This is a genomic window from Aliivibrio sp. A6 (assembly GCF_028765505.1).
In the GTDB taxonomy this organism is placed as follows: Bacteria; Pseudomonadota; Gammaproteobacteria; order Enterobacterales; family Vibrionaceae; genus Aliivibrio; species Aliivibrio finisterrensis_A.
Window position 1 is genome coordinate 109,404 of sequence record NZ_JARACR010000007.1, and the last position, 24,673, is coordinate 134,076.

Below are 24,673 nucleotides of genomic sequence, written 5' to 3' on the forward strand. Positions count from 1 at the left end.
CAAGTATTCACACTCTGTTCATTCTTACTAGATTATACTAATCTCATCTTATTATCGTTCAACGGGCCATTTACGTGATTTCATCATTATTTTCGCGCTTTGCAGTCATTGGATCTCTGACAATATTAGGCGCATGCAGCCAATCCACCACAGACGCTAATTATGTTCCATCCGATTCTCTGCCTAACTACTCACAAAGTAGCTTTCAACAATACGTGGATGAAACCAAGCAATGGTTAACTGAACATCGAATATTTAAAAGTAATAACCTAGAAAAAGAACTTTCTGTAAATTTACCTTTTGAAATAAAGCCAAATAAGCCAAACGGAAAAGGCGTGCTTTTAGTTCATGGTTTGGGTGACTCCCCTTTTTCTTTTATTGATGTTGCTCAGCACCTAGCTGATCAAGGATATTTAGTTCGCTCGATATTACTTCCAGGGCATGGCAGTAAAGTGGCGGATCTCATGCTGCCTAGTTTGGAAGACTGGCAAAATGTCGTTCATCACCATACCCAATTACTTAAAGCTCAAACAGATAAAGTGTGGCTTGGTGGTTATTCGACAGGGGCGAATCTTGTTACATCTGAAGCACTTAAAGACGATAATATCGCAGGATTACTTTTGTTTTCTCCGGCGTTTAAGCCGGGATCATCCACCGTTAAGTTTGCAAAAATCGCAAGCTATTTTGTAACGTGGGCAGATCAAGATCCTGAAACTAACCCTATTCGTTATAACTCACTCCCTATGCATGGTGCAGCGGTTTATTATGATACGGTGAAAGTTGTCCAGCAGGATCTTAAGGGTAAAAAATACACCAAACCCGTATTTATGATAACCAGTGAGGGGGATCATGTCATAGATACTACATTTGCAACCTCTGTTTTTAAAAACCAATTCACTAATGTTAAAAATCACTTAGTGTGGCAAGGGGAAAATACATTTCCTGCAAATAATGCCACTACATTTAGCATGAACCGTCCAGATCTAAAAATAGTCGATGGATCTCATATGGGGCTATTATTTTCACCTATTAATCCTGAATATGGCAAAAACGGAGCGGTGAGAATTTGCAGTAATGGGCAGACAGAAGAACAAGAATTTGCTTGTGAAGAAGGCGCTGATGTATGGTTTTCTGCTTATGGAGTTAAAGAAAAAGGTAAGATTTTTGCACGTTTAACTTATAACCCTTACTTTGAACAAAGCATGGAAATGTTAGATCATGTTATGTCTGAAAAATAAAATAAGCCCGTATTCAATCTGTATACGGGCCTACTTTTATTAATTCACCTGAATATTAGAGATTGTGTACCAATTTTCTTTCTGTGGCATATCTATCGCGAGCTTGATTTTCGCCTCTCCAAGATCATTAACTAAAGCAATTTGTAAATCATACTCACCAGCTAAAGCAGGGACGGTTATTTGATCATCAATAGTAATCACTGGAGCATCTCCTACTCTAGTCTCTGCCGGTAACCAATCTAAAACATTCCCTGACGTCTCTTGAGTTATCTCTACTTTCCCTGATGCATCAACAAAGCGATAAGCAAGTCGATATGGGTAGTAAGAAGGTGCTACACCACTGTTTTTCCATTCAGAGGTGATAGTCATCGTACTTGATGAATTAACCTCTTTAAAATGCGTTAAAGAGGTTAGCTCAAAACGATAGCCTAGCTTTTTAAGAACGTCTTGAACTGCAGGCTGAAACTCATCAGGAATAGGTTTTGATTTCGCATTAATTAACGACGCGTGGTGGTTAAGTGCATAATCAAATACCTCAGTAACATCTTTTTCAGTAAAATGATGATCTGTCTTCCACAATGTCATATCGTTACAAGTTTCAAATTGAACGGGAGCTTGTTTCCATGCATCGTGAGCATTGGCGTTATCAAGAGCATGAGGATAGCCATCTTCCATGTGATTCCAACCTGGACCATAATAGCCTTCTTTATCTCCTAAACAATCAGCCCTCCACCCTGAAATTTGCTACAGCACTAGCTAAAAATGTCTCTCTCTTATCTTCAGAGCCAATTAACATCACCGTTGGAACACGAGTAAAGCTAGATTGATGCATCGTGACATATTCAGTAAAAACTAATGGGGATTCAAAAAGAGTATTATCGTTTAAATGCGCTCCTAAAGCTGGCTCATTAGGATAAGCCTCCTCTAAATGCCATTCAGCCCAAGAACCTATAACGCCAATATCTACACTCGTAATATCGTCTGGATTATTATATTTAGTGCTTAATGCGGCAAGTAAATCTTGAATTTGAGTACGAAAATCACTTGATGTGTAATCAGGTACAAATACAGTTTTCCCTTCATTCACAACTACGTTTTTTCCTTTAGCAGAAAACCATAAAGGTATTGAATTGTCACCTGTATCAGTCTCACCCATGGCCATGACTCGAAACATCAATTTTTTTCCAGCCTCTTTAGCATCATTTAGTTGCTTATCTATCAAAGCAAAATTATAAACACCGTCACTTTTTTCTAATTCAGACCAATACCACCGAAAATAGACTGTGCTCGTCTCTGGATAAGATGGAATAGCACCGTATTCATAATCATGAATAGAAATTGAGTGAAAATCACTAAAACCAATATCAGGATTAACCAATACTTGGCAGCTAATTTTTGGCTTCGTTGTAACTAAATCTCCTTTTTCAGTTACTGTACTACCCATTGTAGTATCACAATAATTGATGGGATCTGTCGGCGAAGAGTCATCAGAACCACAACCCACTAAAAATAACGACAACAAGAAAGGAGATACTTTTAAGAAATGCATAAATAAACCAAACAGATAAACTAACTAAAGTTTACAAAGTAAAAGATAAAACATGTAAATCCTCTGTCAGATCTTCCTTTATTCTTACTTCTAATAAAGAAAATAGAGTTCAAATCAGAAGCATGATCAAGGGTGTATTCTTCTGGATCCTTAATTTACTTATACTATGCTACAACTAACTCAAGACATGATTAATGGACTAACTATGAAAACAGCTATCCGCTCCCCTCTCTTCATTGCTTTAATGGGCATCAGTTTATGTAGCTTTGCTGAAAATCCTAATATATCAATACAATATTCAAAACCTTTGAATCCGCAAGAAATCACAATTCAGCAAACGATAAAGGAAAGTGGCATTAATGACACATTGATAGAGCTTTCTAACGACTATTTCCCATTTAATAAAACAGTCACCATTCAATATGGAAGCACGGAAGGGCCACTCTATGACCCTAACTTTCATGCGATACAGATCCCTTATTCGTTTTATCAAGAATCACTCGATTATTTCTCAAAAAATAAATATCAAGAACGCTTTAATAAATCACCTAAATTAGGAGCTATTGATACCTTACTGCACACTCTATTACATGAGGTAGGGCATGCTTATATTGCCGATCAAAATATTCCAATATTGGGGAAAGAAGAGGATGCAGCCGATAACTTTGCAACCATCTTATTATTAAATTATGTAGATAATGGCGATGATATTGCGATAAGTGCGGCAGATATGTTTGCATTTGAGTCAGAGGATAGACCTGATTACTACGATTTCGGAGAGTACATTGATGAACATAGTTTTGATTTACAGCGCTATTTCTCTACCTTATGCCTTGTTTATGGTAGTGATCCAAAAAAGCAAAGTAATTTATTGGATGAAGTCGAAAACGATTATTTGAAGGATAGAAAAGAGTTTTGTGAGTTTCAATTTGATTCATTAAGTCAAAGTTGGGATCATTATTTTAAGCAAACAAACTAAATATAAGAAGCATGATCAAGGGATCGAGTCCTACTTGATCATGCTTCTGGATCAATAAAAAACTTATTGAATGGCTTTAATATCTTCAGCCATTGATATTAGAGTTGATAAGATCTTCTCTCCATCGACTCTCAAGCCATTGTGCTCATACTCACTGGTCATCCATGCTTTTGAACTAGGAATTGCTTTCAATGTTTCACGAGAGAAATCAAACTCAACAAACATATCATTGACATACGTTGCTGCCGCCACGGGAACCGTATTCTTTGCTAATTGTTCAGTATTGTATAAATTTGGCCAATCAGACTTTTCCGCCAAAAGCTCTGCAGCAGCTTTTAAAGGCTTTAACGTTTCAAGTTGGTCAAAGAACCATGGATAGACCATTTCACCGGTAAAGCGCAATGGAGCGCCTTTCTGGTGGTTAAATTGAGGGTAACTCTCTCTCACTCGATGTGCAGACCACTTTGAAGCGTTATGCTGGCAATAAATCGCCTCATGTAAAATCGCATACAGTGGATTAGTTAAGTGCGCTTGTTGTGAAAGTACATAATTCAAAAAGCCATAACCTAACTCTTGTTGGCCATTTACATCTACAAAAGCTGTTTCTAATTGGAAATAGAGCTCTTCAGGTCCACCCGCCATACCAAAACAGATCCCCATTTGTTGAAATTGCTCAACGGTAAAGATCTGGCCATTAGGCAAAGTAACCGAGTGATCTAGTAAGCTGTTCGCAATGCGATCACACAGCTCTTGCGCTCGTGGAAAGCGAGCAAAGAATTCATTATTTTTATCTAGTGTTCGCTTGTATGTCGCATGGTAAACATCATCTATATTGCGTGAGATAGAAGGAATTCCACCAGTAATATACGAAGCCAGTAAGCTTTCCGGGAACAATGATAAGTAAGTAAGTGAACAGAACCCACCAAAACTCTGGCCAATGATGGCCCATTTATCAACGCTAAAATGCTTTCTAATCGCTTCAGCATCACGAACAATATTATCTGCTCGAAAGTGGCTTAAATATTCTGCTTGTTTTATCGGATCTAAGTGTTGGATCGTTTGAGTTGTGATCGGAGAGCTTAATCCTGTACCACGCTGATCCAATAAGATCACACGATATTGATCTAAGGCACGCTTTAACCAACCAGAATTACTGAGTGGACGAGCAGCAGGGAAACCAGGCCCACCTTGAAAATAAACTAAATATGGAAGATCCAGATCGCTGTTTTCTACTTTTACTAATTCTCGAACATAAACGGAAACATGATCAGGGGTAGATGTGTAATCATCGTAATTAAGTGGCAAAGTAAAATGATGAGATTGATACTTTACACCATCAAGATAAAAAGCAGGTTCAGAATGATTGAGCATGACACTTCCTTATATCAAAGTTACCTAACAAACCAGAGATAATATTGCTAAGTAAGTTATTATTTTAATTATCTATTTTTATTATTTTTCAGCCGCTACTACTGATATTTCAACAAGCAGTGCTTCACGAGCCATACTTGCTTCAACACATGCGCGTGCAGGAGCGTGACCTTCCGGTACCCATGCATCCCAAACCGCATTCATTTCAGCAAAGTCTTTCATATCTTTAATGTAGATCGTGGCTGATAACATGTGCTCACGAGAGCTACCTGCTTGATCTAGTAGTAGATCTACTTTATCAAGCATGGTTTGCGTTTGCTCTGCTATGCCTTTGGTTGCATCAGCACAAACTTGACCACACAGATAAACCGTTCCGTTATGCTTAACGATACGACTCATGCGCTGTTTTGTTTCTTGACGTTCAATCATGCTTACCTACTTCTAAAATATTAAGGTGGAATTTAGAGTATTAGGGTAATAAAAAATGAAAGAAAATACGAGGACTCTTCGCGTTAAAGCCTTATTTCATAATGGAAGAATGATCATGGCCCCATAAGATACGGGGAATGTGATGAGGATTTATTGATAGATAAAAAAACGGCGAGCACTAGGCTCGCCAATACGATTATTGAAACCAATAAAAGTAAGATGTGTAACAATATGAGCCAATCTTTCGATTGGTAAAGGACAAAGGTTGTCTATTCGTTAGAGATAATAACCTTCAGCCACATTCATTTGTCATCACTATGTCAGAGTAAAGCTATAACGTTGTCAATGATTTAATTACCCTGCCATTTCATCTAAAGCACGCAATACATCTTGATCATAGTTCTGTAGAAAAACCAATTTACAGATCTTTCTTCGAACAGCAAGTCCAGCGATCAAATTTTCAATAGATAAGTGTTTACCTTGATCTTGGCTATTATAAAACTCAATAGTTTTACTCAATGTTTCATAAGGTAGAACTTCACCAGCAACTTGTAAATAATCTAGCTTTTCAAGCAGTTCTTTACATTCTTCAGAGATAGACGAAGAACTGTGTCCTGTCATTGCTGATAATGCAGTAATACTTCTCTCTAAAGCCTGTTCTGAGGTGTATTTCGTTAATGTAATTGTTAATTCATCCGCATTAATTTCTGCTGAATGTTTACGAAGCTTAACTCTTCGTCCTAAACGACCAGATTTATTTGGGCTATTTCGTTTAATTGGGGCAAATTCACCATCTATAATTGTGGAAAGCTGATCAAGCTCTTGCTTAGGCATGATCTCATTACGTAATGGGTTAGGCATTGTTGGAGCCATGTTACGTTTGCCCGCATTTGTGGTTCGTGCACGAGAATAACGGATCACTTCTTCTGGATCACAACGAATATCAACTTGATAATCAGGCAATTTTTCATTGTTATCTAGCATAGAGATCGTCAAATGATACCCCCATAAATTAACAATAAATAATTCATCCGTTACTTTATCTTTCGCTAATTTCTTTAGCTCACGAATAAGATCTAGAGAAAAGCGTCTCCAATCGACGTTACGAGCGAGTTTTTGATTTATTTCGCTTAGGAGTAGGTTATCAGTCATTCGACGCGCTAGACGGCTTCTGAAGAAGCTATAGAGCTGAAATACCAATGTATGTTGCTTTAAAATCTCAGGTGGAAACAAAAAGAAGTAATCTTTGGTCAGTAATTCATCATAAAATGAAGGTTCCCATACCAAGATATACAAATTAGGTTTGATCTTAATTTCACCATCTTTGCCTTCTTTTGGTGCTTCATCAGACGCAGTAATAGTTCTTGCCAGGAAACGAAAGCGATCACTTTTAAATCCTTTAGGCATATTTTCACTTAACCAACGTCCAGTTAATTCATGTAACTGAAAGTCAGTAAATTCAATACGATCAATACTTTCACGAATAGAATCACGGGCTGGTCCGGAGTCTTTTTTACCACGTAAAGTTAAAATATCCGTAATATAAATTGGGGTTTTATTCCCCATGGTTTTAGTTTGGATATGGTAGTCATCTTGGTTATGATCGTGGTATTGAACGGTCAACGTAAACAAAGCGAACAGTGTCATAAGATCATCCACTGTCATTATGTTTTTTGATGATCTAGTTTCAATGATCGCTTTGGTTCCAGAGATCGCAACCATTGCTTTTTGATAATTTTTACGTGTACGTGGTGGCGCTAAAGCTTGATCTATAATACCTGCCCAATTTGTTGGTGATACGACAAATTGATCGGCTTCATCACGCATACTTGGTGGAATGCTTAATCCATGCTCTGTTAAAAATTGGCGATTAACTTGTGTTTGAGCTAGAGCTTTTGAACGTTTTTGTTTTTCTTGTTCATGACTTTGTTCAGATTTTAAGCTTGTAATTCCTAAAGTAGAAATTAAATGAGATGGATTAATAAATTTATGAAGCATGGTTTTTCCAGCAAGCCCTTGTTCAAACCGAACAGGGGATTGTTCGAATAAACCAATACTTACTGCTGTTCTTAATCGTTGTTGAATAGCCGCTCTGGTTAAATGTCCATCTGTTGCTTCAATGATTTCAGTTGTGGAAACTAAACCGTCAGGTGAAGAAAAACCTTTTAATGAAATTAGATTCATTAATTCTAAGATACTTTTTGTGACACCTTTAAAATGTTGGTATTGGGCGATCCAATCAACTAGATTTGTTGGTATTTCAAATAAGTGTCCCCCCTTGTGATCTCTAGGAAGAGGGATATAGATCTTTTTGTTATCTGTAGTTTTTATATGATTCATTTTCAACTGACATTCATTGTATTTTAATCATTCTTTCGCATAGATTAAATGAATTGGATCTTTAAAGAAAGAAAAAATTATTATTCTTTTAAACTGATCTTTATGATTATTACTGATCTATATGATTATATTGATCTATGATCTGGTCAATAATTTGCTCGCAAGCTATTGTTTATAAACAAGTAAAAAATTACAAACTTGAAAGCATGATCAAGACTTTAATGAAAGCATGATCAATATATGAATGGATCAATGATCATTAAAAGATAAAAGCATGATCATAGTGTTTCTGAATCAATGATCATCTATTTTACTGAAGAATGATCATGAACTAATCACAAGTTATCCACAGTTATAGCGCTTATAAGCTAATTTTGCCTTTAAAAAAGAAGATAAATTATTTTTTGATCTTGAATTAGATCTAAATGAGCTGTTATTTGGTTTTTTTATTAAATTACCTGTTGTAAATATCCATTTTTTTAATTGCAGTTGGTTTATTTTAGATCCAGAAGAATGATCAAGTTGCTTTATTTGTTTGATCTACTTTTATTTCGATGTATCGATCTTCTATGAAGCCTTATTGAATATACATTCTCTGTAAGTTAAGTGTCCCATTTCATGCTTCCGTCATCTTGAAGTTCTTGATCATGCTTCTTATTATAGGTTTTCAATTTACAGTCTATATTACCGTTATTATTGCTATTTTTACCCTTGATCATGCTTCAATTTGTATATTTTGTATTGAACCATGTGTTAATTATTGAGCGCATTTTTCTTATTTTATTTTTGCTTTTTTTTATTGAAAGTACATAAGCCGTAATTTAGCTATTGAATATCACGCTTCCGTAAAATTTACACTGTAAATCACCGATTGGTGACGTTGTAACACTTTTTCTAATTGATTTATTCTTGGTAATTATCGCTATAAATTGGTCTTTAAATTTAACATAAATGACAGCTTTGTTAGTTATTTTTTCTTTTTAATGAATATCACATAATTAAATATATGTTCAGCAATTTGTTGATATAAACCTTTATTGCTGTACAATTCTTTTTATAGTTACATTACTGGCGAATATTATGAATAGAGAAAAAACCATTGCCAATTTGGCTGCATTGGCCGAGCAGACGCAACAAGTTCAGTCTGATCGTATTGAATTGGTTCTTGAAGAAAGAAATAACGAACATTTCCCTCCAATGTCGAAAGCTATGATGGAAACTCGTTCTGGGTTAACAAGAAGAAAATTGGATGAAGCAATTACTCGATTAGAATCTGAGGGACACCAATTTACTAAAAATAATGCTAACCATTATTCTATCTCATTAACAGAAGCGCATATGTTGATGGATGCAGCTGGAATGCCTGCGTTTCATGAACAGAAAAAAAATGCAGGTAATAAGCCTTGGGTTGTAAATGTTCAAAACCAAAAAGGTGGTACTGGTAAGTCAATGAGTGCAGTACATCTTGCTGCTTGTTTGGCGCTAAATTTGGAAAAGCGTTACCGTATTTGTTTAATCGATTTGGATCCTCAAGGGTCACTACGTCTTTTCTTAAACCCTCAAATTAGCGTTTCAGAGCAAGATACCATCTATTCAGCTGTTGATATTATGCTGGATAATGTCCCTGAAAATGAAGTTATTGATGGTCAGTTTATGGCTAAAAATGTACTTCTAAATACACAATATCCGAACTTGAAGACTATTTCTGCTTTCCCTGAAGATGCGATGTTTAATGCAGAAGCGTGGCAAGATCTATCAACAAATGGTTCATTAGATATTGTTAAGTTATTAAAAGAAAAGGTTATAGACCCAATTGCAGATCAGTTTGATGTGATCATGATTGACACTGGTCCACATGTTGACCCATTAGTTTGGAATGCAATGTATGCATCGAATTCACTGTTAATTCCATGTGCAGCAAAGCGTTTAGACTGGGCATCGACAGTTAACTTTTTCCAGCATCTACCAACTGTATATGAAATGTTCCCTGAAGATTGGCATGGACTAGAATTTGTTCGCCTGATGCCAACGATGTTTGAAGATGATAATAAAAAACAAGTTTCGGTACTAACTGAAATGAATTATTTATTGGCGGATCAAGTGATGATGGCGACGATTCCAAGAAGTCGTGCATTTGAAATTTGTGCAGATACTTACAGTACTGTTTTTGATTTAACCGCGGCTGACTTTGAAGGTGGTAAGAAAACGTTAGCTGTTGCTCAAGATGCAGTGAAGAAAAGTGCATTAGAGTTTGAGCGTGTTCTTCATAGTCACTGGAATTCGTTAAATAAAGGGGAGTACTAATCCATGGCAATTAAAACTTCTGATCTAAACGCAAAGCTGTTTGGAAAAACAAATAAACGCCGAGCAACAACACCAGTTGAAGCACAAAAAGCAGCAAAATCGCAAGCTCAAGTAATTGAACTTGCGGTTGCTGGTGAAGATATGGTGACTTTTGAGTTACGTAAAATTCCAGCAAAAGACGTACGTAACTCTACGGTTGTTTTTGCTGAAAATGCTCGTGAGCAATCATTTCTAACTGAGCATGCTTTATCTGATATTTTAACCACACTTCGTGACCGTGGTCAGCAATATCCAGCAGTGGGCCGTATTGTCGAAGGTGGAAAAATTGAAGTTCTTGACGGTAGTCGTCGTCGTATGTCATGTATTTTGGCAGAGCAGGACTTCTTAATTTACGTAGCTGAAGGCATTAATACTAAGCATGCTAAGTTTCTTTCTGATGTAGCCAATGCGCATAAACCGTTATCACTGTATGAACGCGGTAAAGAGATGCATGCAATGCTTTCTCGAGGCGATGTTGCTGATCAAAAAGAGCTAGCTAAAGTATGTCAGTGTAGTGAAGCATTAGTGAGTGGGGCATTAAAAGCGGCGACATTACCGTTAGAGCTTCTTCAAGCGTACCCAAGTGTTAGCGAAATTGGTCGCCCTACCGTAGTTAAGCTTCATAAGCTCTATAATATGCTCTCTGAAGAAGATCAAAAAACCTTACTTGGGCAGTGTGCTGGTGAACAAGGAGCGGTCTGGACGCGTTCTGCTGCGCTTGGCGTTAGTCGAATGACTAAAGAAGTGACAGAACTTATTGAGGTTTGGGTTGAAGATTTATTGCCAAAAAGGGAAGCGACCAAGCCATTAAGCACTGAATTGGTAAAAGGTCGTGCATCATATAAACGTAAAGGCTCAGCTTTAACACTTAACCTGAAAAAAGTTGATGACGCATTGATGGAAGACATCCTTGCCTATATCAGCCAAAAAGTATCTTAATAGGTTTTATTTGCTATTCATTTTTTAATAAAAAACGCCGGATTTAGTTAACTAAGTCCGGCGTTTTTTTATATTTGAATCTTTAGTTTCAAATTAAACTAGTGGTGCAAGATCCGCTGGGCGATAGTTTACTGATTTTAAAACCTTACCTTGCTTAATTACTTTGCTGTCTAGCTCTACATTTTTTGCACATTTGGCAATGATAAATCCGCCTTTTTCAGTCGACATCAATTCAATTCCTTGCTCTGCGTAGAATGCTTTTGTTGCCAGGTATTCATCTTCTGTTTTGCATACTTTACTCATGTTGCTTGAATGCACTTCATCCCAACAAGGTACAAAATCGATATTTAAGTTTTTTGCTACGTTTAATAGAAGATCAACCAAATATGAAATACTTAAATTATCTTCAAGATCCTTAGTTCCCAAATGTACAGCACGACCCATTAATACATAAACCGTATCGACAATCGCATCAGCTTGTTCAATCTTGCTGTCTGCTTCTGCTAATTCTGTCAGTTCTTCAATTGCTAGAGAGGTGTGCAGAAGATCATTTTTTTCATCTAATGATTCAGGTGCTTCTACTGCTAAGTCAAAGGTACTTCTAAATTGTTCGATATCTTGATATAGCTTTTGGTAAATTGGTTGAGTAAGTTGACTTAAATGCATGGTCATTCCTAAATGATGAAGGCTTAAATATAGCAAGCATTATACCTTTTCTCGATTTGTATCGTCATACTTTCTTTTCTTAATAGATAGAAAATATTCATCTCATGCTACAATTTACGCATAATATCTTCTTATGTTAATGGACTTTTCTGCAATGCTTTCTGCACTGTCATTTCTAAATACACTATCTTCTTATGCTGCGAATGGTTATATCCGTTATCCCATTTTGCTTGAAGGTTCAAAGCAATGGTGTGAGTCATTACTAGATTCTTTTTTTATTCAGCAAAGTTCTCGATTTACCAAAATTGAATTGTACGGTGATTTGACTATTTCGACGTATGCGGCTTTTCCTATTAAGTCAGCATTAAAGAAGTTAGGACAAGAAACCGATTGTTTGGTGATTGATATTTCCCATGAGTTTAATGCGAATGCGATTAACGCAGTTTGTGGAACCGTCATTGGTGGAGGGCTAGTATTTTTCATTCGTACTGACGATTCTTCGCTTCCTACTGTTGTTGAGCAATGGTTTTCCCAATATATAGAGCAAATGGTAAGTTTAAAGGAAACAGAGACTAGTTATGAATTACCTTTAATTCCGCGCTTAAAAGATGAAGCGTTTAAATCTGATGCAGGTATTCACCGCTCATCAGATCAAGAACGCGCAGTAAAAGCCATTCAAAAAGTGGTGACTGGCCATTCAAAACGACCACTTGTTATGACTGCCGATCGTGGAAGAGGTAAGTCGTCAGCCATTGGTATTGCAATTGCAGAGCTAGCGATGGAGCGCTCTTTAATCATTGGTGTGACAGCACCACTACGAAACAGTATTGATGAAATATTTAAGCATGCAGAGCGTGTTGCGTCTCTTAATGGTTTAAAAGTAGAGAGTCAAAAAAATCAGTTAATGATTAATGAGTCTCAGATCATTTATATTGCTCCAGATGAATTACTTAGAAACCCACAAGCTTTAGATTTATTGTGCGTAGATGAAGCCGCGGCAATTCCTGCACCTATGCTACTTTCATTCGTAGACCAATATTCACGTATGGTTTTTTCTACTACGATTAATGGTTATGAAGGGACGGGACGTGGCTTTGAAGTTAAATTTAAAAAACAGCTTTACAAGAAAAGACCAAACACTCGTTCGCTTGAAATGAAACATCCAATTCGTTGGAGTAATAATGATCCACTAGAAGCGTGGCTTTCTTCTGTTTTTCTACTTAATCACGAGGAACAGTCAAACTCTTTATCAATTGATACGCCAATGACCACTATTGATTATCGTTGCATATCGGTGTCTCAATTAGTGAACCAAGATGCTCTTGCTCAATCTCTCTTTTCTCTTTTAGTATCGGCTCATTATCAAACCTCTCCAAATGATTGGATTTCATTATTAACCGATCCCACGTTGCGTTGTTGGATTGGAATAGAAAAGTCGACTAATAAGTTAGTTTGTTGCGCCTTGCTTTCTAAAGAGGGAGAGTTAGATCTTGATATTATTAATGCAGCTCAACTTGGTAAGCGACGCCCAAAAGGTCATTTAGCAGCAATATCATTAACTCAAACATTATGTATTGATGAACCAGCATTTCAATCGAGTATTCGTGTTATGCGTATTGCTGTCGACCCGAGTTATCAGCAGCGTGGTATTGGGTCCAAATTTATTAATGCGATAGAAAATAATTACAAAGCCAAAGGTGTCGATTATCTTAGTACTAGTTTTGGCTCTACTGCGGAGTTAAACCATTTTTGGTATAAACTAAATTTTCATTTTGTACGTTTAGGAATATCGAAAGATAAAGCCAGTGGAACCCATTCCTTATTGGCAATAAAACCATTAAGCCACCGTGCATTTTCTTGGATATCTATAGGAAATGATTATTTTACTACTTCGTTTCCTGAACAATTAATGTCGACATTTTCAAGCCTTGATTATAACGACGTTCTTAGTCTTTTGAAGGGCGTATCATTTAAAGAGAAATTATCGCCTCTTATTAATAAAAAGCTGGAGACTTTTGCTTTAGGTGGACTTGGGTATGAGTTGCTGCAATATGAGCTTCGTTATTTCATTTTAAGTCATCTATCTGCTCTTGCTCTTTTATCTGAGGCACAGAAGAAGCTTGCGGTAACTAAGATTCTTCAAGTAAAACAGTGGTCAGTAGTTTTAGAAGAGTGCAACTTAATAGGAAAGAAAAACGCAGAGTTACAACTAAGAGAACTTATTAAATCTTTGCTAACTAATTTACAGTGTAAATCGTAAACCCTCTATATCCCATTACTATGATTTACAGTGTAAATTGAAGATATCATCTCTATTCAATTTACACTGTAAATTCACAGCACCGAATACCTCATAATGCTTTAGACTTCAAAATATAATTAATAAACCTTAGTGACTTACGATGAAATACGATATTCTAATGTAATCGAAATGTTATTCATTGACGTTGTAATCTAGGGAATTGGAAATGAATGAGAAGGGATTAAACCGCCTTAATAAAGAAGAGCTTGAGTTCGTTGATGATAAAACAGCAGCGCTACTTCTTAATACCCCAACAAACGCTAAAGTTATCTTATGGATTATTGTTGTTTTCTTTTGCATCGCAGTTGCTTGGGCTTCTTGGGCAGAAATAGATAAGGTCACTGTTGGCCAAGGAAAAGTTATCCCATCATCTCAGTTGCAAGTAGTTCAAAACCTCGAAGGTGGGTTAGTCAAAGAAATGTTGGTTAAAGAAGGTGATCAAGTTACTAAGGGTCAACAGTTATTATTAATTGATGATACTCGTTTTCGTTCTGATTTTAGAGAAAGAAAAAAACAGCTGATTAACCTTACCGCAAGTGCAATGCAATTATCTGCATCAATGGACAGTATTTTAATTCAAGATGTGAACAGTAAAAAGCGTTGGAAAGACTCTGTCATTATCTCAACTGACAAATTAAAGTTTGATGAAGAGTTTTCAAAAGAAAATCCAATTGTAGTCAAACGCCAAATCGCTGAATACAAAGCGGACATGAATAACTTAAAAAACCGTATTTATGTATTCGATCAACAAGTAAATCAAAAGCAACAAGATTTAGTCGAAATTAAAGCTCGTACGAGAAACTTGCAAGCAAGCTATGGGCTGGCAAAAAAAGAGTTAGATATTACTAAACCTCTCGCTGATGAAGGGGTTGTACCTCGTATTGAGTTATTGAAACTTCAAAGACAAGTGAACGATACCAAACGTGAGTTAACTTCTACGCAATTAAAAATTCCAGTTTTAACATCCGCGATTCAAGAGGCTGTATTGAATCGTATTGATGCAGCACTTAAGTTTCGTTCAGAGCAACAAGAAAAATTAAATACGACTCAAGATAAATTGTCAGCATTGACTGAATCTCAAGTTGGGTTAAAAGATAAAGTGAATCGAACGGTTGTGCTGTCTCCTGTAACTGGAACGATTAAAAAAATATACATCAATACGGTGGGTGGAGTGATTCAGCCAGGTATGGATCTTATTGAAATAGTACCAACCGAAGATACACTTTTAATTGAAGCCAAAATTGCACCACAAGATATTGCTTTTTTAAGACCTGGCTTACCAGCGATTGTAAAATTCAGTGCGTATGATTTTACTCGTTATGGTGGATTAAAGGGGACATTAGAACACATCAGCGCAGATACGATTCAAGATGAAGAAGGCAATAGCTTTTATTTAGTTCGTGTTAGAACATCACAAGAAGACTTAGCAAAGAAAACTCAGTTTTATATTATTCCTGGAATGACAACTACGGTTGATATTATTACAGGAAAACGAACAATTTTGGATTATTTAGTAAAACCAATAGTTCAAGTTAAAGGTTCAGCGCTAAAAGAGTAATGTGCAACATAGGGAGTGTATTAAATAGTGAAAACAAGATGGTTATTCATTATCCCTTTTGCCATATTTTCTCTAACTTCTATTGCTTTAACAAAACAAGATAATATTTGGATTAAAGCAGTAAAAAAAGAATATGGCGACAGGGCAGCAAGGCGAGTGAATGCATGGCGTGAACTCATTTCAGAATTAGATGGAAAAAAAGAAAAAGAGCAATTAGCTGAAGTTAATCAGTTTTTTAATCAATTGTATTTTGTTAATGATATTGATTTATGGGGAAAGGCTGATTATTGGGCAACGCCTCTTGAATTCTTAGGAAGTAACGCGGGTGATTGTGAAGATTTTACGATAGCAAAATATTTTTCGCTTTTAGAGTTAGGCGTACCAGATAAAAAATTGCGATTGATTTATCTTAAAGCATTGGAGCTTGATCAGTTTCACATGGTACTGGCTTATTATCCAACCCCCTCATCAGTACCATTGATTTTAGATAATATAGATAAAGAAATTAAACCAGCGACAGAACGAACCGATCTATTACCTATTTATAGTTTTAATGGTCAGCATCTATGGCTAATGAAAGGTAAAGGAAACGGACAGCAGGCAGGAGAATCATCTCGATTAAGTTTATGGAATGATTTAAGAGCAAGAAATGAAGGCCTGAGATTAAACCACCCAATTATAAATTATGATGAGTAGTGATATGACATTATATAAACAGCTAGTTTCATGGATGACAGTTGTCTTTTTACTATTGATGATCTCTGTCTTTGCAATAGAGTTTCGCAATACACAAACTTTTTTAGAAAATCAACAGCGTTCAGAGGTGAACAACTCCATAAATACAGTTGGCTTAGCTCTTGCTCCATACCTAGAAAATGAAGATAAAGTGTCTGCTGAGTCGGTAATTAATGCTCTATTTGATGGTAGTTATTATTCGGCGGTACGTTTAACTCTATTTAATACTGATGATGAAATCGTACGTGTTTACCCTATTACTATAGATAGCGTACCTAAATGGTTTTCTGACTTACACTTATTTAGAACCATTTCAGAAAGCCGTATTATCACGAGTGGTTGGTTACAATTAGCTGAAGTCGAGATTGTGACTCACCCTGGTTATGCGTATCAACAACTCTGGAATGCGTTAACGCAACTTGCGACGACCTTTCTTATCGTTATTGCCTTAGGGGTTATTATTATTTCTATTGTTGTAAGGCGAGCTTTATCACCTTTGCAATCTATCATCATTAAAATGAAACAAGTGGCTGAAAATAATTTTAGTGGTGAATTACAACAGCCGAAAACAAAAGATCTTGAAGCGGTTATTAATGGCATTAATTCAATGTCTGCCCAAATAGCACAAAGCTTTCAATCACAAGCAAAAGAAGCTGAAAAACTAAGAGACAAGGTTTACCTTGATCCTATCTCTGGATTAGGTAATCGTGCTTTTTTTATGGCTCAATTAAATACATGGTTAGCAGAATCAGCAAAGGGAGGGGTTGCCTTATTCAGAGTTAACTTTATTAATAAAGTCTATGAAGAAGAAGGCTATGAAGCGGGTGATGCTAAAGTTAAAGAGTTGTCTGATTTATTGAAAGTAACTTTGCCATCAACGAATGTAATTTTGACTCGTGTAAACGCTTGTGAATTTGGTTTTATCTTTCCAAGTATCGAAGAAGAAGAATTAAAAATAGCGGCAGATAACATAATTGCTTATACACAAGACATAAAGGGTGATCCAACCGCAACTGCACCGATTGATGCTGACTTAGGGGTTGTGTTTAATGAATCAAGAAAGACAACGACAGATATATTATCTTTGGCGGATAACGCATTAACCCAAGCGCATTCGCATCCTGAGTTAGCTTACGGCTATATTGCAGATGAAAGCGCACATGAACTAATGGGTAAACAGCAATGGAAGCAGTTTGTGGATGAAGCGATTAATGAACATTTATTTGATTTCACATTGCAGTTAGCTACCACTCATCTTGGGGCTGTCTTTCATCAAGAAGTTTTTTCTGCTATCGAAAAAGACAATCAACGTTACTCGGCTAATCAATATCTCCTTGCATTAGATCAGCTTAACGAGACAACACCGTTTGACCAATTCGTTATTCGAACCATGATCGAACGAATTATTGCGGAAGAGATAACACAACCTGTTGCAATAAACTTAGCGAATAGAAGTATAGAGAATCCAAGTTTTGTTCGTTGGTTAACTAATACGTTAAGAAAAAATAAGTCGATTGCTTCTTTGTTACATTTTGAAATTCAAGAAACGTCTTTTATCGAAAATGAAGATCATACGGCGTTGTTATGTAATGTTATTCGCTCTTTTGGTGCCGAATTTGGTGTTGATAATTTTGGCCGAAATTTTGAATCACTTGAATATCTTAAAGTATTTAGACCTAAATATGTGAAGTTAGATTACTTATTTACTCATCAGTTAAATGATGAAAAACAACGTTACATTTTAGCGTCAATTTCAAGAACGGCACAAAATTTAGGAATTACAACAATCGCATCACGAGTTGAAAATAAAGAGCAATTAGAGTTGCTTTCAGAGCATAATGTGGATGTTTTCCAAGGCTTTTTTATCAATGAAAAAGTAAAAGGTAAATAGAATGAAAGATCCCTTATTGCATTCATTGTGTTATGTCGGTCGCTATTACGGCCAAGTTAACTCACCAGAAGCCTTGATTAATGGTTTACCTTTGCAAGACGGTAAGCTAACGCCTTTTCTCTTTTCTCGAGCAGCAGAGAGAGCGGGTTTAGTTGCGAAAGAGAATCAAGCAGAATTACTGAGAATACCTAAGCTTGTATTGCCTGCAGTACTTTTGCTTAAAGGAGGTGAGTCTTGTGTTTTGATTGGGTTTGATGCTGAAAACACTCAAGCTGAAATTATCTCTGCAAATTCAGACATGATGCCTATCTCTATTTCTACTGAAGAATTAGAGTCTCAATATATTGGGCGTTATTTCTTACTAAAAAAGCAATTTAGATATGATGCTCGTTCACCGGAGATCTTAAAAAAACGCGAAGGACATTGGTTCTGGAGTACACTATTTGAGTCGAAACATATTTATCGAGATGTGTTTATAGCATCTATCCTGATTAATATATTTGCTATCGCGACACCTATGTTTACCCGTCTAGTATACGATAAAGTGGTGCCAAATTTGGCATTTGAATCACTATGGGTTTTAGCTTCTGGTATTTTTGTCGTTTTTGTTTTTGACTTCATATTAAAGTATGTACGAGGCTACTTTATTGATGTCGCCGGGAAAAAGTCCGATGTATTGATTTCTGCTAAGTTGTTTCAAAAAGTACTAGGGATCCGAATGGAGGCAAGACCTCCCTCTGTAGGAGCCTTTGCAAGGCATCTTCAAGAGTTTGAATCAATAAGGGAGTTTTTTACGTCCGCTACAATAGCGTCATTGATTGATTTACCTTTTGCGTTGCTCTTTTTATTCGTTATTTACTTAGTAGCAGGTCCAATTGTTTTGGTTCCTATTGTTGGTATTGTTTTATTACTTATTCATGCCGCAATCATACAAGGACCATTAAAGAAAACAATTGAAGAAGGCTCAAGACTGGCATCCCAGAAATACGCGAATTTAATTGAAAGTTTAGTAGGTCTAGAAACATTAAAGCTATTTAATGCACAAAGTCAGTTTCAGTATCGATGGGAAGAAGCCGTCACTCATATTTCTAATTGGAGTATCAAAAGTCGTCGTATTACAGATTCAATTCAAAATATGGCTGGCTTTGTACAACAAGCAGTAAATATAGGGATGATTATCGTTGGTGTTTATCTTATTGCTAATGGTGATTTAACGATGGGTGCTTTAATTGCTTCAACAATGTTGAGTGGTAAGGCAATAGGACCATTAGTGCAAATATCTTTGCTATCAACAAGATACAACCAAGCTAAATCGTCAATGACTATCATCGAAGAGTTAATGGCTATGCCAGATGAGCAAGAAGAAGATAAGCGTTATATCCATCGACCTGTTTTACAAGGGAAGATTGAACTTGATAAAGTAAGTTTTAATTATCCAGAATCACAGGTAGCTGCAGTTCGAGATATAAGCCTTACGATTAATCCGGGAGAGAAAGTTGCTATTATCGGAAGAATAGGCTCAGGAAAAACAACATTAGAACGTCTCATAATGGGCCTGTATCAAGCGACAGCAGGTTCTGTTCGAATAGATGATACAGATATCTCCCAACTTCACCACGTGGACGTGAGACGTAATATAGGCTGTGTACCGCAAGATATTACTCTGTTTTATGGTTCCATCAGAGATAATATTACGTTGGGCCGTGAGCTGTCCGATGATGCTGAAATGATGGATGCAGCCAACCGTGCTGGAGTTACGGCATTTACTCAACAAGATCCAGCAGGTTTAGAGCGCCAGGTGGGTGAAGGTGGTTTATTGTTATCTGGTGGCCAGCGTCAATCCGTTGCGATAGCTCGAGCGTTAATAGGTCGCCCTCCAGTACTATTAATGGATGAGCCGACGAGCAGTATGGATAATCGCTCAGAAATGCTGTTTAAAAACCAGTTGTCACATTTAAAGCCGTCTGAAACCTTGATTCTGATAACACATAAAACATCAATGCTAGATATTGTTGATCGTATTATTGTTATGGAGAAGGGGCATATTATTGCTGATGGGCCTAAAAATCAGGTTCTAAATGAATTGAAAACAGGCAAAGTGAAGGCAGCAAGCTAGTATTATTTATCTCATAATGAAAAGGCAGCCAGTGAAATGGCTGCCTTTTTTCTATTTAATTAAAAATTTATTCAGATGAGTATGAAGCGGAATATTATTTTTTCTTACGAGTGAATATGTTCCATTCGTTAATTACATCCCCTTTAAATCCAACAACGCTAGCAACAACTCGGCGATTTAGAGCGTGGCTTACTGCTGAATCTCCTTTTGCTGTTAATTGTGTATCACCAAAACCGACAGTTTCAATTCTATCTGGGTCTACACCGTATTCGATTAATGCGATACGTACAGCAGAAGCGCGTAATTTTGATAAGTGGATATTATATTCGGCGTTTCCTTGTTGACTCGCAAAGCCCTGCAGCTGAATTGAGGTATCAGGGTATTCACCAAGAAACTCGGCCATGGTTCGGATCTCTGTTTTAAAGATTGGAGAGATCTCTGAAGAGTCATTCGCAAACAGGATCTTTAGATCTTTTTTATCAGAGTGTTCTACATATTCAGCACAACCATCGTTATCTATTTCCGCACCACGCGGTGTTCCCGGGCAAATATCTCGAGCATTAATAACACCATCATAATCATCATCTTTAAGATCTGCGATTTGATCTGATTTTGGTGTTTCCATGTAATCTTTATCACCTGATACACAGGCTGTTAAGAAAAGGCTTGCAATAAGTACGGGGTAAATTGAAGTTTTCATGCTTATTTGTCCTCTTCTTCAGATTGTTTAGAGTCCCATTCTTTTGGTGTATCTATGAGTAATGAAGGTAGAAGCGTTCCTGTTGCATGCAACACTCTGTATTTAGCGAATTGTTCTGCGTAGTGAGCATCTAAATAAGACTTACGCGCTTCAAATAATTCGTTCTCTGTGTTTAATAGATCAAGTAACGTTCGCTTACCGATTCGGTATTGCTTCTCATACGCTATGACAGTATCTGAGGCTGCATCAACGTGATCGGCTAAAAATTCTTTTTGTTGTAACGTAAGATCAAGCGCACTCCATGAAAGACGGAATCCTTCTTCTACATTACGATAAGCACTATCTCTAAGATCTTTTGCCATATTTAGTTGGTAAGCACTTTTATCAGACTGAGCACTATCGCTTCCGCCATTATATAAGTTATAGCGCATACGTATCATGGCAGAGAACTCATCACTATTACCCTCTATACCGCCAGCATCATCTCGCCATGTTTGAGCCGCTTCAAAAGAGAATGTTGGATAATTAGTGCTCTTAGATTGAGCGTATTGATATTTTGCCGCTTTAATATCAGATTGAGCAGTCAAGATCACTGGGTGATATTCAAAAGCACGTTCGATACCTTCTTGCTGACTTAAAGGCAGCGTATTAGCATCTGCTCTTGGGTAGATTAGAGCTTGAGGTGGTGAACCTACAATTTGAGTAAACACCGTGTGTGTATCAAATAGGTTATTTTGAGCGGCAAGTAAATTACCATGAGCTCGAGCTATACGAGCTTCTACTTGAGATACATCGGCTGTTGAGCCGATACCTGATGCAGCTCTTTTTTTAATGTCTTTATATATCTTTTTATGGATAGCTAAATTGCTTTCTGAAAGTGCTAAGATTTCAGTGGCTTTTACTGCATCTAAATAGACTTGTGATACATCAAGTGCTTTATTTTCAGCTAGAGACATAAGTTGTAAACGCGCAGATTCTGATTCAGCTTCTGTCCGGTCCATGTCATTAATGGTATTAGAACCATCCCAAATTAATTGGGTTAAGGATAGGGTCGCATCTTTTCTTATTAAGTCGGTAGAATCGCCGCCTGCTGACTCCGCATCATTAATATTCTCATAACCGATGCCTGCATCTAAATCAATCGACGGTAGGTAATTACCTGACACACTCTCACTATCAGCAACAAAACTTAAATATGAGTTATATGCTTTTTTTACTTCTGGGTTTGTTGTTAGCGTTTGAGATATGGCTTGCTCTAAGGTTTGAGCCTGAGTCGATACGCTCAAAACAAGCAAGCTACTGTAAGTTGCCAGTTTCATCCATTTCAAAGTTGTTCTCCTTGTTATCGTACTCTTATAAACCACAAATTAAGACGATATGTAATTGTATAAACAATTTAACGATAACGAAATGTCATGGGTTTGTTTTGTTGTTGTTTGTTTACTGGAAATGCTACGTTATTAAAATATAAAAAGCAAAAATTAACCTATTGAAATATGGTAAATAATACTCTGTCATAAGTTAAATAAAAAAAAATTGACGAGCTTTGAAAAATGAAAATAAAAAAGCAAATATATACCGTCTCATAAATGAGAGTAATTTAAGTTTATTTTTATAAAAAAAATTTTTTGTTGTTTTTTGTCGATAACATTTACAAATTTTATGGCATGAGTATCACATTTGTGATGCGGTACATAAAAATGAGAATAAATCAGTAATAGGACCACTTTGTTACGCCATTTTCAGGTTTTTCGCTGCTTTCATGTTGTGGTGATATTGTTATTAATATGATAAATTTACTGCAATATATTACTAGTTGTTAGTTGAAAGATAATTAGTGTGAATAAATGGATTTGGGGATTTTGTCATGGCTGAAAATACATCAACAAACGCAGAGCAGATAATTGTTATTGATAAAAATGGTAACTTAAAGCTAATTGCTCCAGGTGAAAAGGTGCTACCCGGGGAAATTATTGTTGAAGGTTCTTCTGGTAGCCTAGTGGTTAACAGTGTTGATTTACCAGAAGAAAGCGATGACATTGATGCAATACTAAGTGCAATTGTTGATGGCCAAGATCCTAGTCTTATCGCAGATGCTCCCGCTGCCGGTGAAGGTAACGGTTCAAGTTTGACTACATCAACAGAGATTGAACGTATTGGAAAAAGTACTATTGCTGAAACAAGTTTTGATACTTCTTCATTAGAGTCTGTTGGGCTATCGAAAACACAAAGTTTAACATTATTAGAGCAATATAAGGCATATAGAGAGACTGGAGAGTTTCAAATTCCAGATTCAAGTAATGGCTTAGTTAAAACCGCGCCGACTTTATCTATTCAAGAAGTTGATGAAAATGGCGTGATTAATGAAGAACGTGCAGAAAACGGTATTCAAGTAGAAGTAACTCTACCAATAGGCACCGAAGAAGGTGACAAAGTTGAGTTACATGATGGTGACGGGAAGGTGGTTGGCGAGCATCTAATTACTGAAGATGATATTACAAATGGCAAGGTAGAAATCACTGTACCAACTCCGACCCCAGATGGAAGCTATGAATACGTAGCTGATATTACAGATCCAAGCGGTGATAAAGGCCCAAGGTCTAGTGAAGTAGAGTTTGAGCTGGATACGACGGCGCCTGGTGATGGCGAAGGTGACAACGGTAGTGATGTTGCACCAACGGTTCTTATCGATTCCGGCGATGATGACATCATCAATGCCGATGAAAAAGACGCGGGTGTTACGGCAACAATCACGCTGCCAGAAGGTACGAACATTGCTGAAGACAGTGTGGTTGTAACCTTCTCAGATGGCACAACAGACACCATTAAACTGTCAGAGATTACCGTCACCGACGGTAAGTTCAGCGTAACGATCCCAGCGGCAGCGATAGTGGATGGTCAAACAACAGAAGTGAGTGCGATCGTTGTTGACGCGGCAGGCAATGAGTCAGCGACGGGCAGCGATACGGCAGGCGTGGATTTGGTTGCCCCTGGTGATGGCGAAGGCGACAACGGCGGTGATGTAGCACCAACGGTTCTTATCGATTCTGGCGAAGATGACATCATCAATGCAGCGGAAAAAGACACGGGTGTTACGGCGAGTATTGAGCTACCTGAAGGTACAGATCTGACCGCAGACAGCCTAGTTATTTCAATTAATGGCGGTGAGCCACAAACAATCAAACTGTCGGATGCAACGTTCGATGAGAGTGGCAAAGTTGTGGTTTCTATTCCAGCAAGTGCCATCGTAGATGGTACGCCAGTGAAGGTTGACGCGATTGCTGTTGATGTCGCTGGCAATGAGTCAGCTACGGGCAGTGATACGGCAGACGTTGATTTAGTGGCGCCTGGTGATGGCGAAGGCGACAACGGCGGTGATGTTGCACCAACGGTTCTTATCGATTCCGGCGAAGATGACATTATCAATGCCGATGAAAAAGACACGGGTATTACGGCAACAATTACGCTGCCAGAAGGTACGAACATTGCAGAAGACAGTGTGGTTGTAACCTTCTCA

The 24,673-nt window shown here is 37.2% G+C and carries 17 protein-coding genes and 1 pseudogene; 10 read left to right on the plus strand and 8 right to left on the minus strand.

Translation table 11 applies throughout. The features are described from left to right. The first annotated feature begins 74 nt into the window (after positions 1 to 74). Positions 75 to 1,238 carry an alpha/beta hydrolase gene (locus PVK70_RS06590; RefSeq protein WP_130047077.1) on the plus strand — a complete coding sequence of 388 codons (1,164 nt, stop codon included), beginning with the start codon at positions 75 to 77 and terminating at the stop codon, positions 1,236 to 1,238. A gap of 39 nt (positions 1,239 to 1,277) precedes the next feature. Here PVK70_RS06590 and PVK70_RS06595 read toward each other — a convergent pair whose 3' ends face one another. Together PVK70_RS06595 and PVK70_RS06600 are read right to left on the minus strand one after the other, a co-directional pair. Then, positions 1,278 to 1,913, minus strand: coding sequence for a DUF4832 domain-containing protein (locus PVK70_RS06595; RefSeq protein WP_242504736.1), 636 nt, complete (start codon positions 1,911 to 1,913; stop codon positions 1,278 to 1,280). A gap of 46 nt (positions 1,914 to 1,959) precedes the next feature. Then, the gene (locus PVK70_RS06600; RefSeq protein ID WP_242504735.1) at positions 1,960 to 2,787 is read right to left on the minus strand and encodes a hypothetical protein; all 828 of its coding nucleotides are present in this window, start codon (positions 2,785 to 2,787) and stop codon (positions 1,960 to 1,962) included. Positions 2,788 to 2,992: 205 nt separating this feature from the next. Here PVK70_RS06600 and PVK70_RS06605 point away from each other — a divergent pair, with 205 nt between their 5' ends. Further along, the gene (locus PVK70_RS06605; protein WP_422836537.1) at positions 2,993 to 3,766 is read left to right on the plus strand and encodes a DUF4344 domain-containing metallopeptidase; all 774 of its coding nucleotides are present in this window, start codon (positions 2,993 to 2,995) and stop codon (positions 3,764 to 3,766) included. A 63-nt stretch (positions 3,767 to 3,829) separates the two neighbouring features. Here PVK70_RS06605 and PVK70_RS06610 read toward each other — a convergent pair whose 3' ends face one another. From PVK70_RS06610 to PVK70_RS06620, 3 genes are all read right to left on the minus strand, one after another. Further along, complete coding sequence (locus PVK70_RS06610) at positions 3,830 to 5,137, minus strand: alpha/beta fold hydrolase (protein ID WP_130047076.1); 1,308 nt, start codon at positions 5,135 to 5,137, stop codon at positions 3,830 to 3,832. Positions 5,138 to 5,218: 81 nt separating this feature from the next. Beyond that, the gene (locus PVK70_RS06615; protein ID WP_130047075.1) at positions 5,219 to 5,566 is read right to left on the minus strand and encodes a RidA family protein; all 348 of its coding nucleotides are present in this window, start codon (positions 5,564 to 5,566) and stop codon (positions 5,219 to 5,221) included. A gap of 354 nt (positions 5,567 to 5,920) precedes the next feature. Beyond that, positions 5,921 to 7,906 carry a replication initiator protein RctB domain-containing protein gene (locus tag PVK70_RS06620; protein ID WP_130047074.1) on the minus strand — a complete coding sequence of 662 codons (1,986 nt, stop codon included), beginning with the start codon at positions 7,904 to 7,906 and terminating at the stop codon, positions 5,921 to 5,923. A gap of 1,080 nt (positions 7,907 to 8,986) precedes the next feature. Between PVK70_RS06620 and PVK70_RS06625 the strand changes: the two genes are divergently transcribed. Beyond that, positions 8,987 to 10,210, plus strand: coding sequence for a ParA family protein (locus PVK70_RS06625; RefSeq protein WP_130046015.1), 1,224 nt, complete (start codon positions 8,987 to 8,989; stop codon positions 10,208 to 10,210). 3 nt (positions 10,211 to 10,213) lie between these two features. Then, entirely contained in the window at positions 10,214 to 11,188 is a 975-nt protein-coding gene (locus PVK70_RS06630) for a ParB/RepB/Spo0J family partition protein (RefSeq protein ID WP_130047073.1), read from the plus strand. A 93-nt stretch (positions 11,189 to 11,281) separates the two neighbouring features. Here PVK70_RS06630 and PVK70_RS06635 read toward each other — a convergent pair whose 3' ends face one another. Beyond that, the gene (locus PVK70_RS06635) at positions 11,282 to 11,854 is read right to left on the minus strand and encodes a nucleoside triphosphate pyrophosphohydrolase family protein (RefSeq protein ID WP_130047072.1); all 573 of its coding nucleotides are present in this window, start codon (positions 11,852 to 11,854) and stop codon (positions 11,282 to 11,284) included. A gap of 154 nt (positions 11,855 to 12,008) precedes the next feature. Between PVK70_RS06635 and PVK70_RS06640 the strand changes: the two genes are divergently transcribed. The 5 genes from PVK70_RS06640 (at position 12,009) to PVK70_RS06660 (ending at position 20,456) form a co-directional block, all read left to right on the plus strand. Continuing rightward, positions 12,009 to 14,114, plus strand: coding sequence for a GNAT family N-acetyltransferase (locus PVK70_RS06640; RefSeq protein ID WP_130047101.1), 2,106 nt, complete (start codon positions 12,009 to 12,011; stop codon positions 14,112 to 14,114). 208 nt (positions 14,115 to 14,322) lie between these two features. Then, entirely contained in the window at positions 14,323 to 15,714 is a 1,392-nt protein-coding gene (locus PVK70_RS06645; RefSeq protein ID WP_130047071.1) for an HlyD family type I secretion periplasmic adaptor subunit, read from the plus strand. A gap of 27 nt (positions 15,715 to 15,741) precedes the next feature. Next, entirely contained in the window at positions 15,742 to 16,410 is a 669-nt protein-coding gene (locus PVK70_RS06650; protein WP_130060001.1) for a transglutaminase-like cysteine peptidase, read from the plus strand. A 4-nt stretch (positions 16,411 to 16,414) separates the two neighbouring features. Further along, positions 16,415 to 18,340: a bifunctional diguanylate cyclase/phosphodiesterase gene (locus PVK70_RS06655; protein WP_130047069.1), complete on the plus strand. Its 1,926-nt coding sequence runs from the start codon at positions 16,415 to 16,417 to the stop codon at positions 18,338 to 18,340. A 1-nt stretch (position 18,341) separates the two neighbouring features. Continuing rightward, complete coding sequence (locus tag PVK70_RS06660) at positions 18,342 to 20,456, plus strand: type I secretion system permease/ATPase (RefSeq protein WP_130047068.1); 2,115 nt, start codon at positions 18,342 to 18,344, stop codon at positions 20,454 to 20,456. A 94-nt stretch (positions 20,457 to 20,550) separates the two neighbouring features. On the opposite strand, the gene PVK70_RS06665 is transcribed toward PVK70_RS06660, so the two are convergent. Continuing rightward, the gene (locus tag PVK70_RS06665; RefSeq protein ID WP_130047067.1) at positions 20,551 to 21,156 is read right to left on the minus strand and encodes an OmpA family protein; all 606 of its coding nucleotides are present in this window, start codon (positions 21,154 to 21,156) and stop codon (positions 20,551 to 20,553) included. A gap of 2 nt (positions 21,157 to 21,158) precedes the next feature. Continuing rightward, positions 21,159 to 22,475, minus strand: coding sequence for a TolC family outer membrane protein (locus tag PVK70_RS06670; protein ID WP_422836539.1), 1,317 nt, complete (start codon positions 22,473 to 22,475; stop codon positions 21,159 to 21,161). Positions 22,476 to 23,023: 548 nt separating this feature from the next. Here PVK70_RS06670 and PVK70_RS06675 point away from each other — a divergent pair. Further along, positions 23,024 to 24,673, plus strand: a pseudogene (locus PVK70_RS06675) (hypothetical protein); the annotation flags it as partial.

Coding starts and splice junctions, on each gene's coding strand:
- PVK70_RS06655 (WP_130047069.1), top strand. CDS start 16,415: ATGACATTATATAAACAGCTAGTTTCATGGATGACAGTTGTCTTTTTA.
- PVK70_RS06635 (WP_130047072.1), bottom strand. CDS start 11,854: ATGCATTTAAGTCAACTTACTCAACCAATTTACCAAAAGCTATATCAA.
- PVK70_RS06595 (WP_242504736.1), bottom strand. CDS start 1,913: ATGGAAGATGGCTATCCTCATGCTCTTGATAACGCCAATGCTCACGAT.
- PVK70_RS06610 (WP_130047076.1), bottom strand. CDS start 5,137: ATGCTCAATCATTCTGAACCTGCTTTTTATCTTGATGGTGTAAAGTAT.
- PVK70_RS06645 (WP_130047071.1), top strand. CDS start 14,323: ATGAATGAGAAGGGATTAAACCGCCTTAATAAAGAAGAGCTTGAGTTC.
- PVK70_RS06630 (WP_130047073.1), top strand. CDS start 10,214: ATGGCAATTAAAACTTCTGATCTAAACGCAAAGCTGTTTGGAAAAACA.
- PVK70_RS06660 (WP_130047068.1), top strand. CDS start 18,342: ATGAAAGATCCCTTATTGCATTCATTGTGTTATGTCGGTCGCTATTAC.
- PVK70_RS06625 (WP_130046015.1), top strand. CDS start 8,987: ATGAATAGAGAAAAAACCATTGCCAATTTGGCTGCATTGGCCGAGCAG.
- PVK70_RS06620 (WP_130047074.1), bottom strand. CDS start 7,906: ATGAATCATATAAAAACTACAGATAACAAAAAGATCTATATCCCTCTT.
- PVK70_RS06640 (WP_130047101.1), top strand. CDS start 12,009: ATGCTTTCTGCACTGTCATTTCTAAATACACTATCTTCTTATGCTGCG.
- PVK70_RS06605 (WP_422836537.1), top strand. CDS start 2,993: ATGAAAACAGCTATCCGCTCCCCTCTCTTCATTGCTTTAATGGGCATC.
- PVK70_RS06600 (WP_242504735.1), bottom strand. CDS start 2,787: ATGCATTTCTTAAAAGTATCTCCTTTCTTGTTGTCGTTATTTTTAGTG.
- PVK70_RS06665 (WP_130047067.1), bottom strand. CDS start 21,156: ATGAAAACTTCAATTTACCCCGTACTTATTGCAAGCCTTTTCTTAACA.
- PVK70_RS06615 (WP_130047075.1), bottom strand. CDS start 5,566: ATGATTGAACGTCAAGAAACAAAACAGCGCATGAGTCGTATCGTTAAG.
- PVK70_RS06670 (WP_422836539.1), bottom strand. CDS start 22,475: ATGAAACTGGCAACTTACAGTAGCTTGCTTGTTTTGAGCGTATCGACT.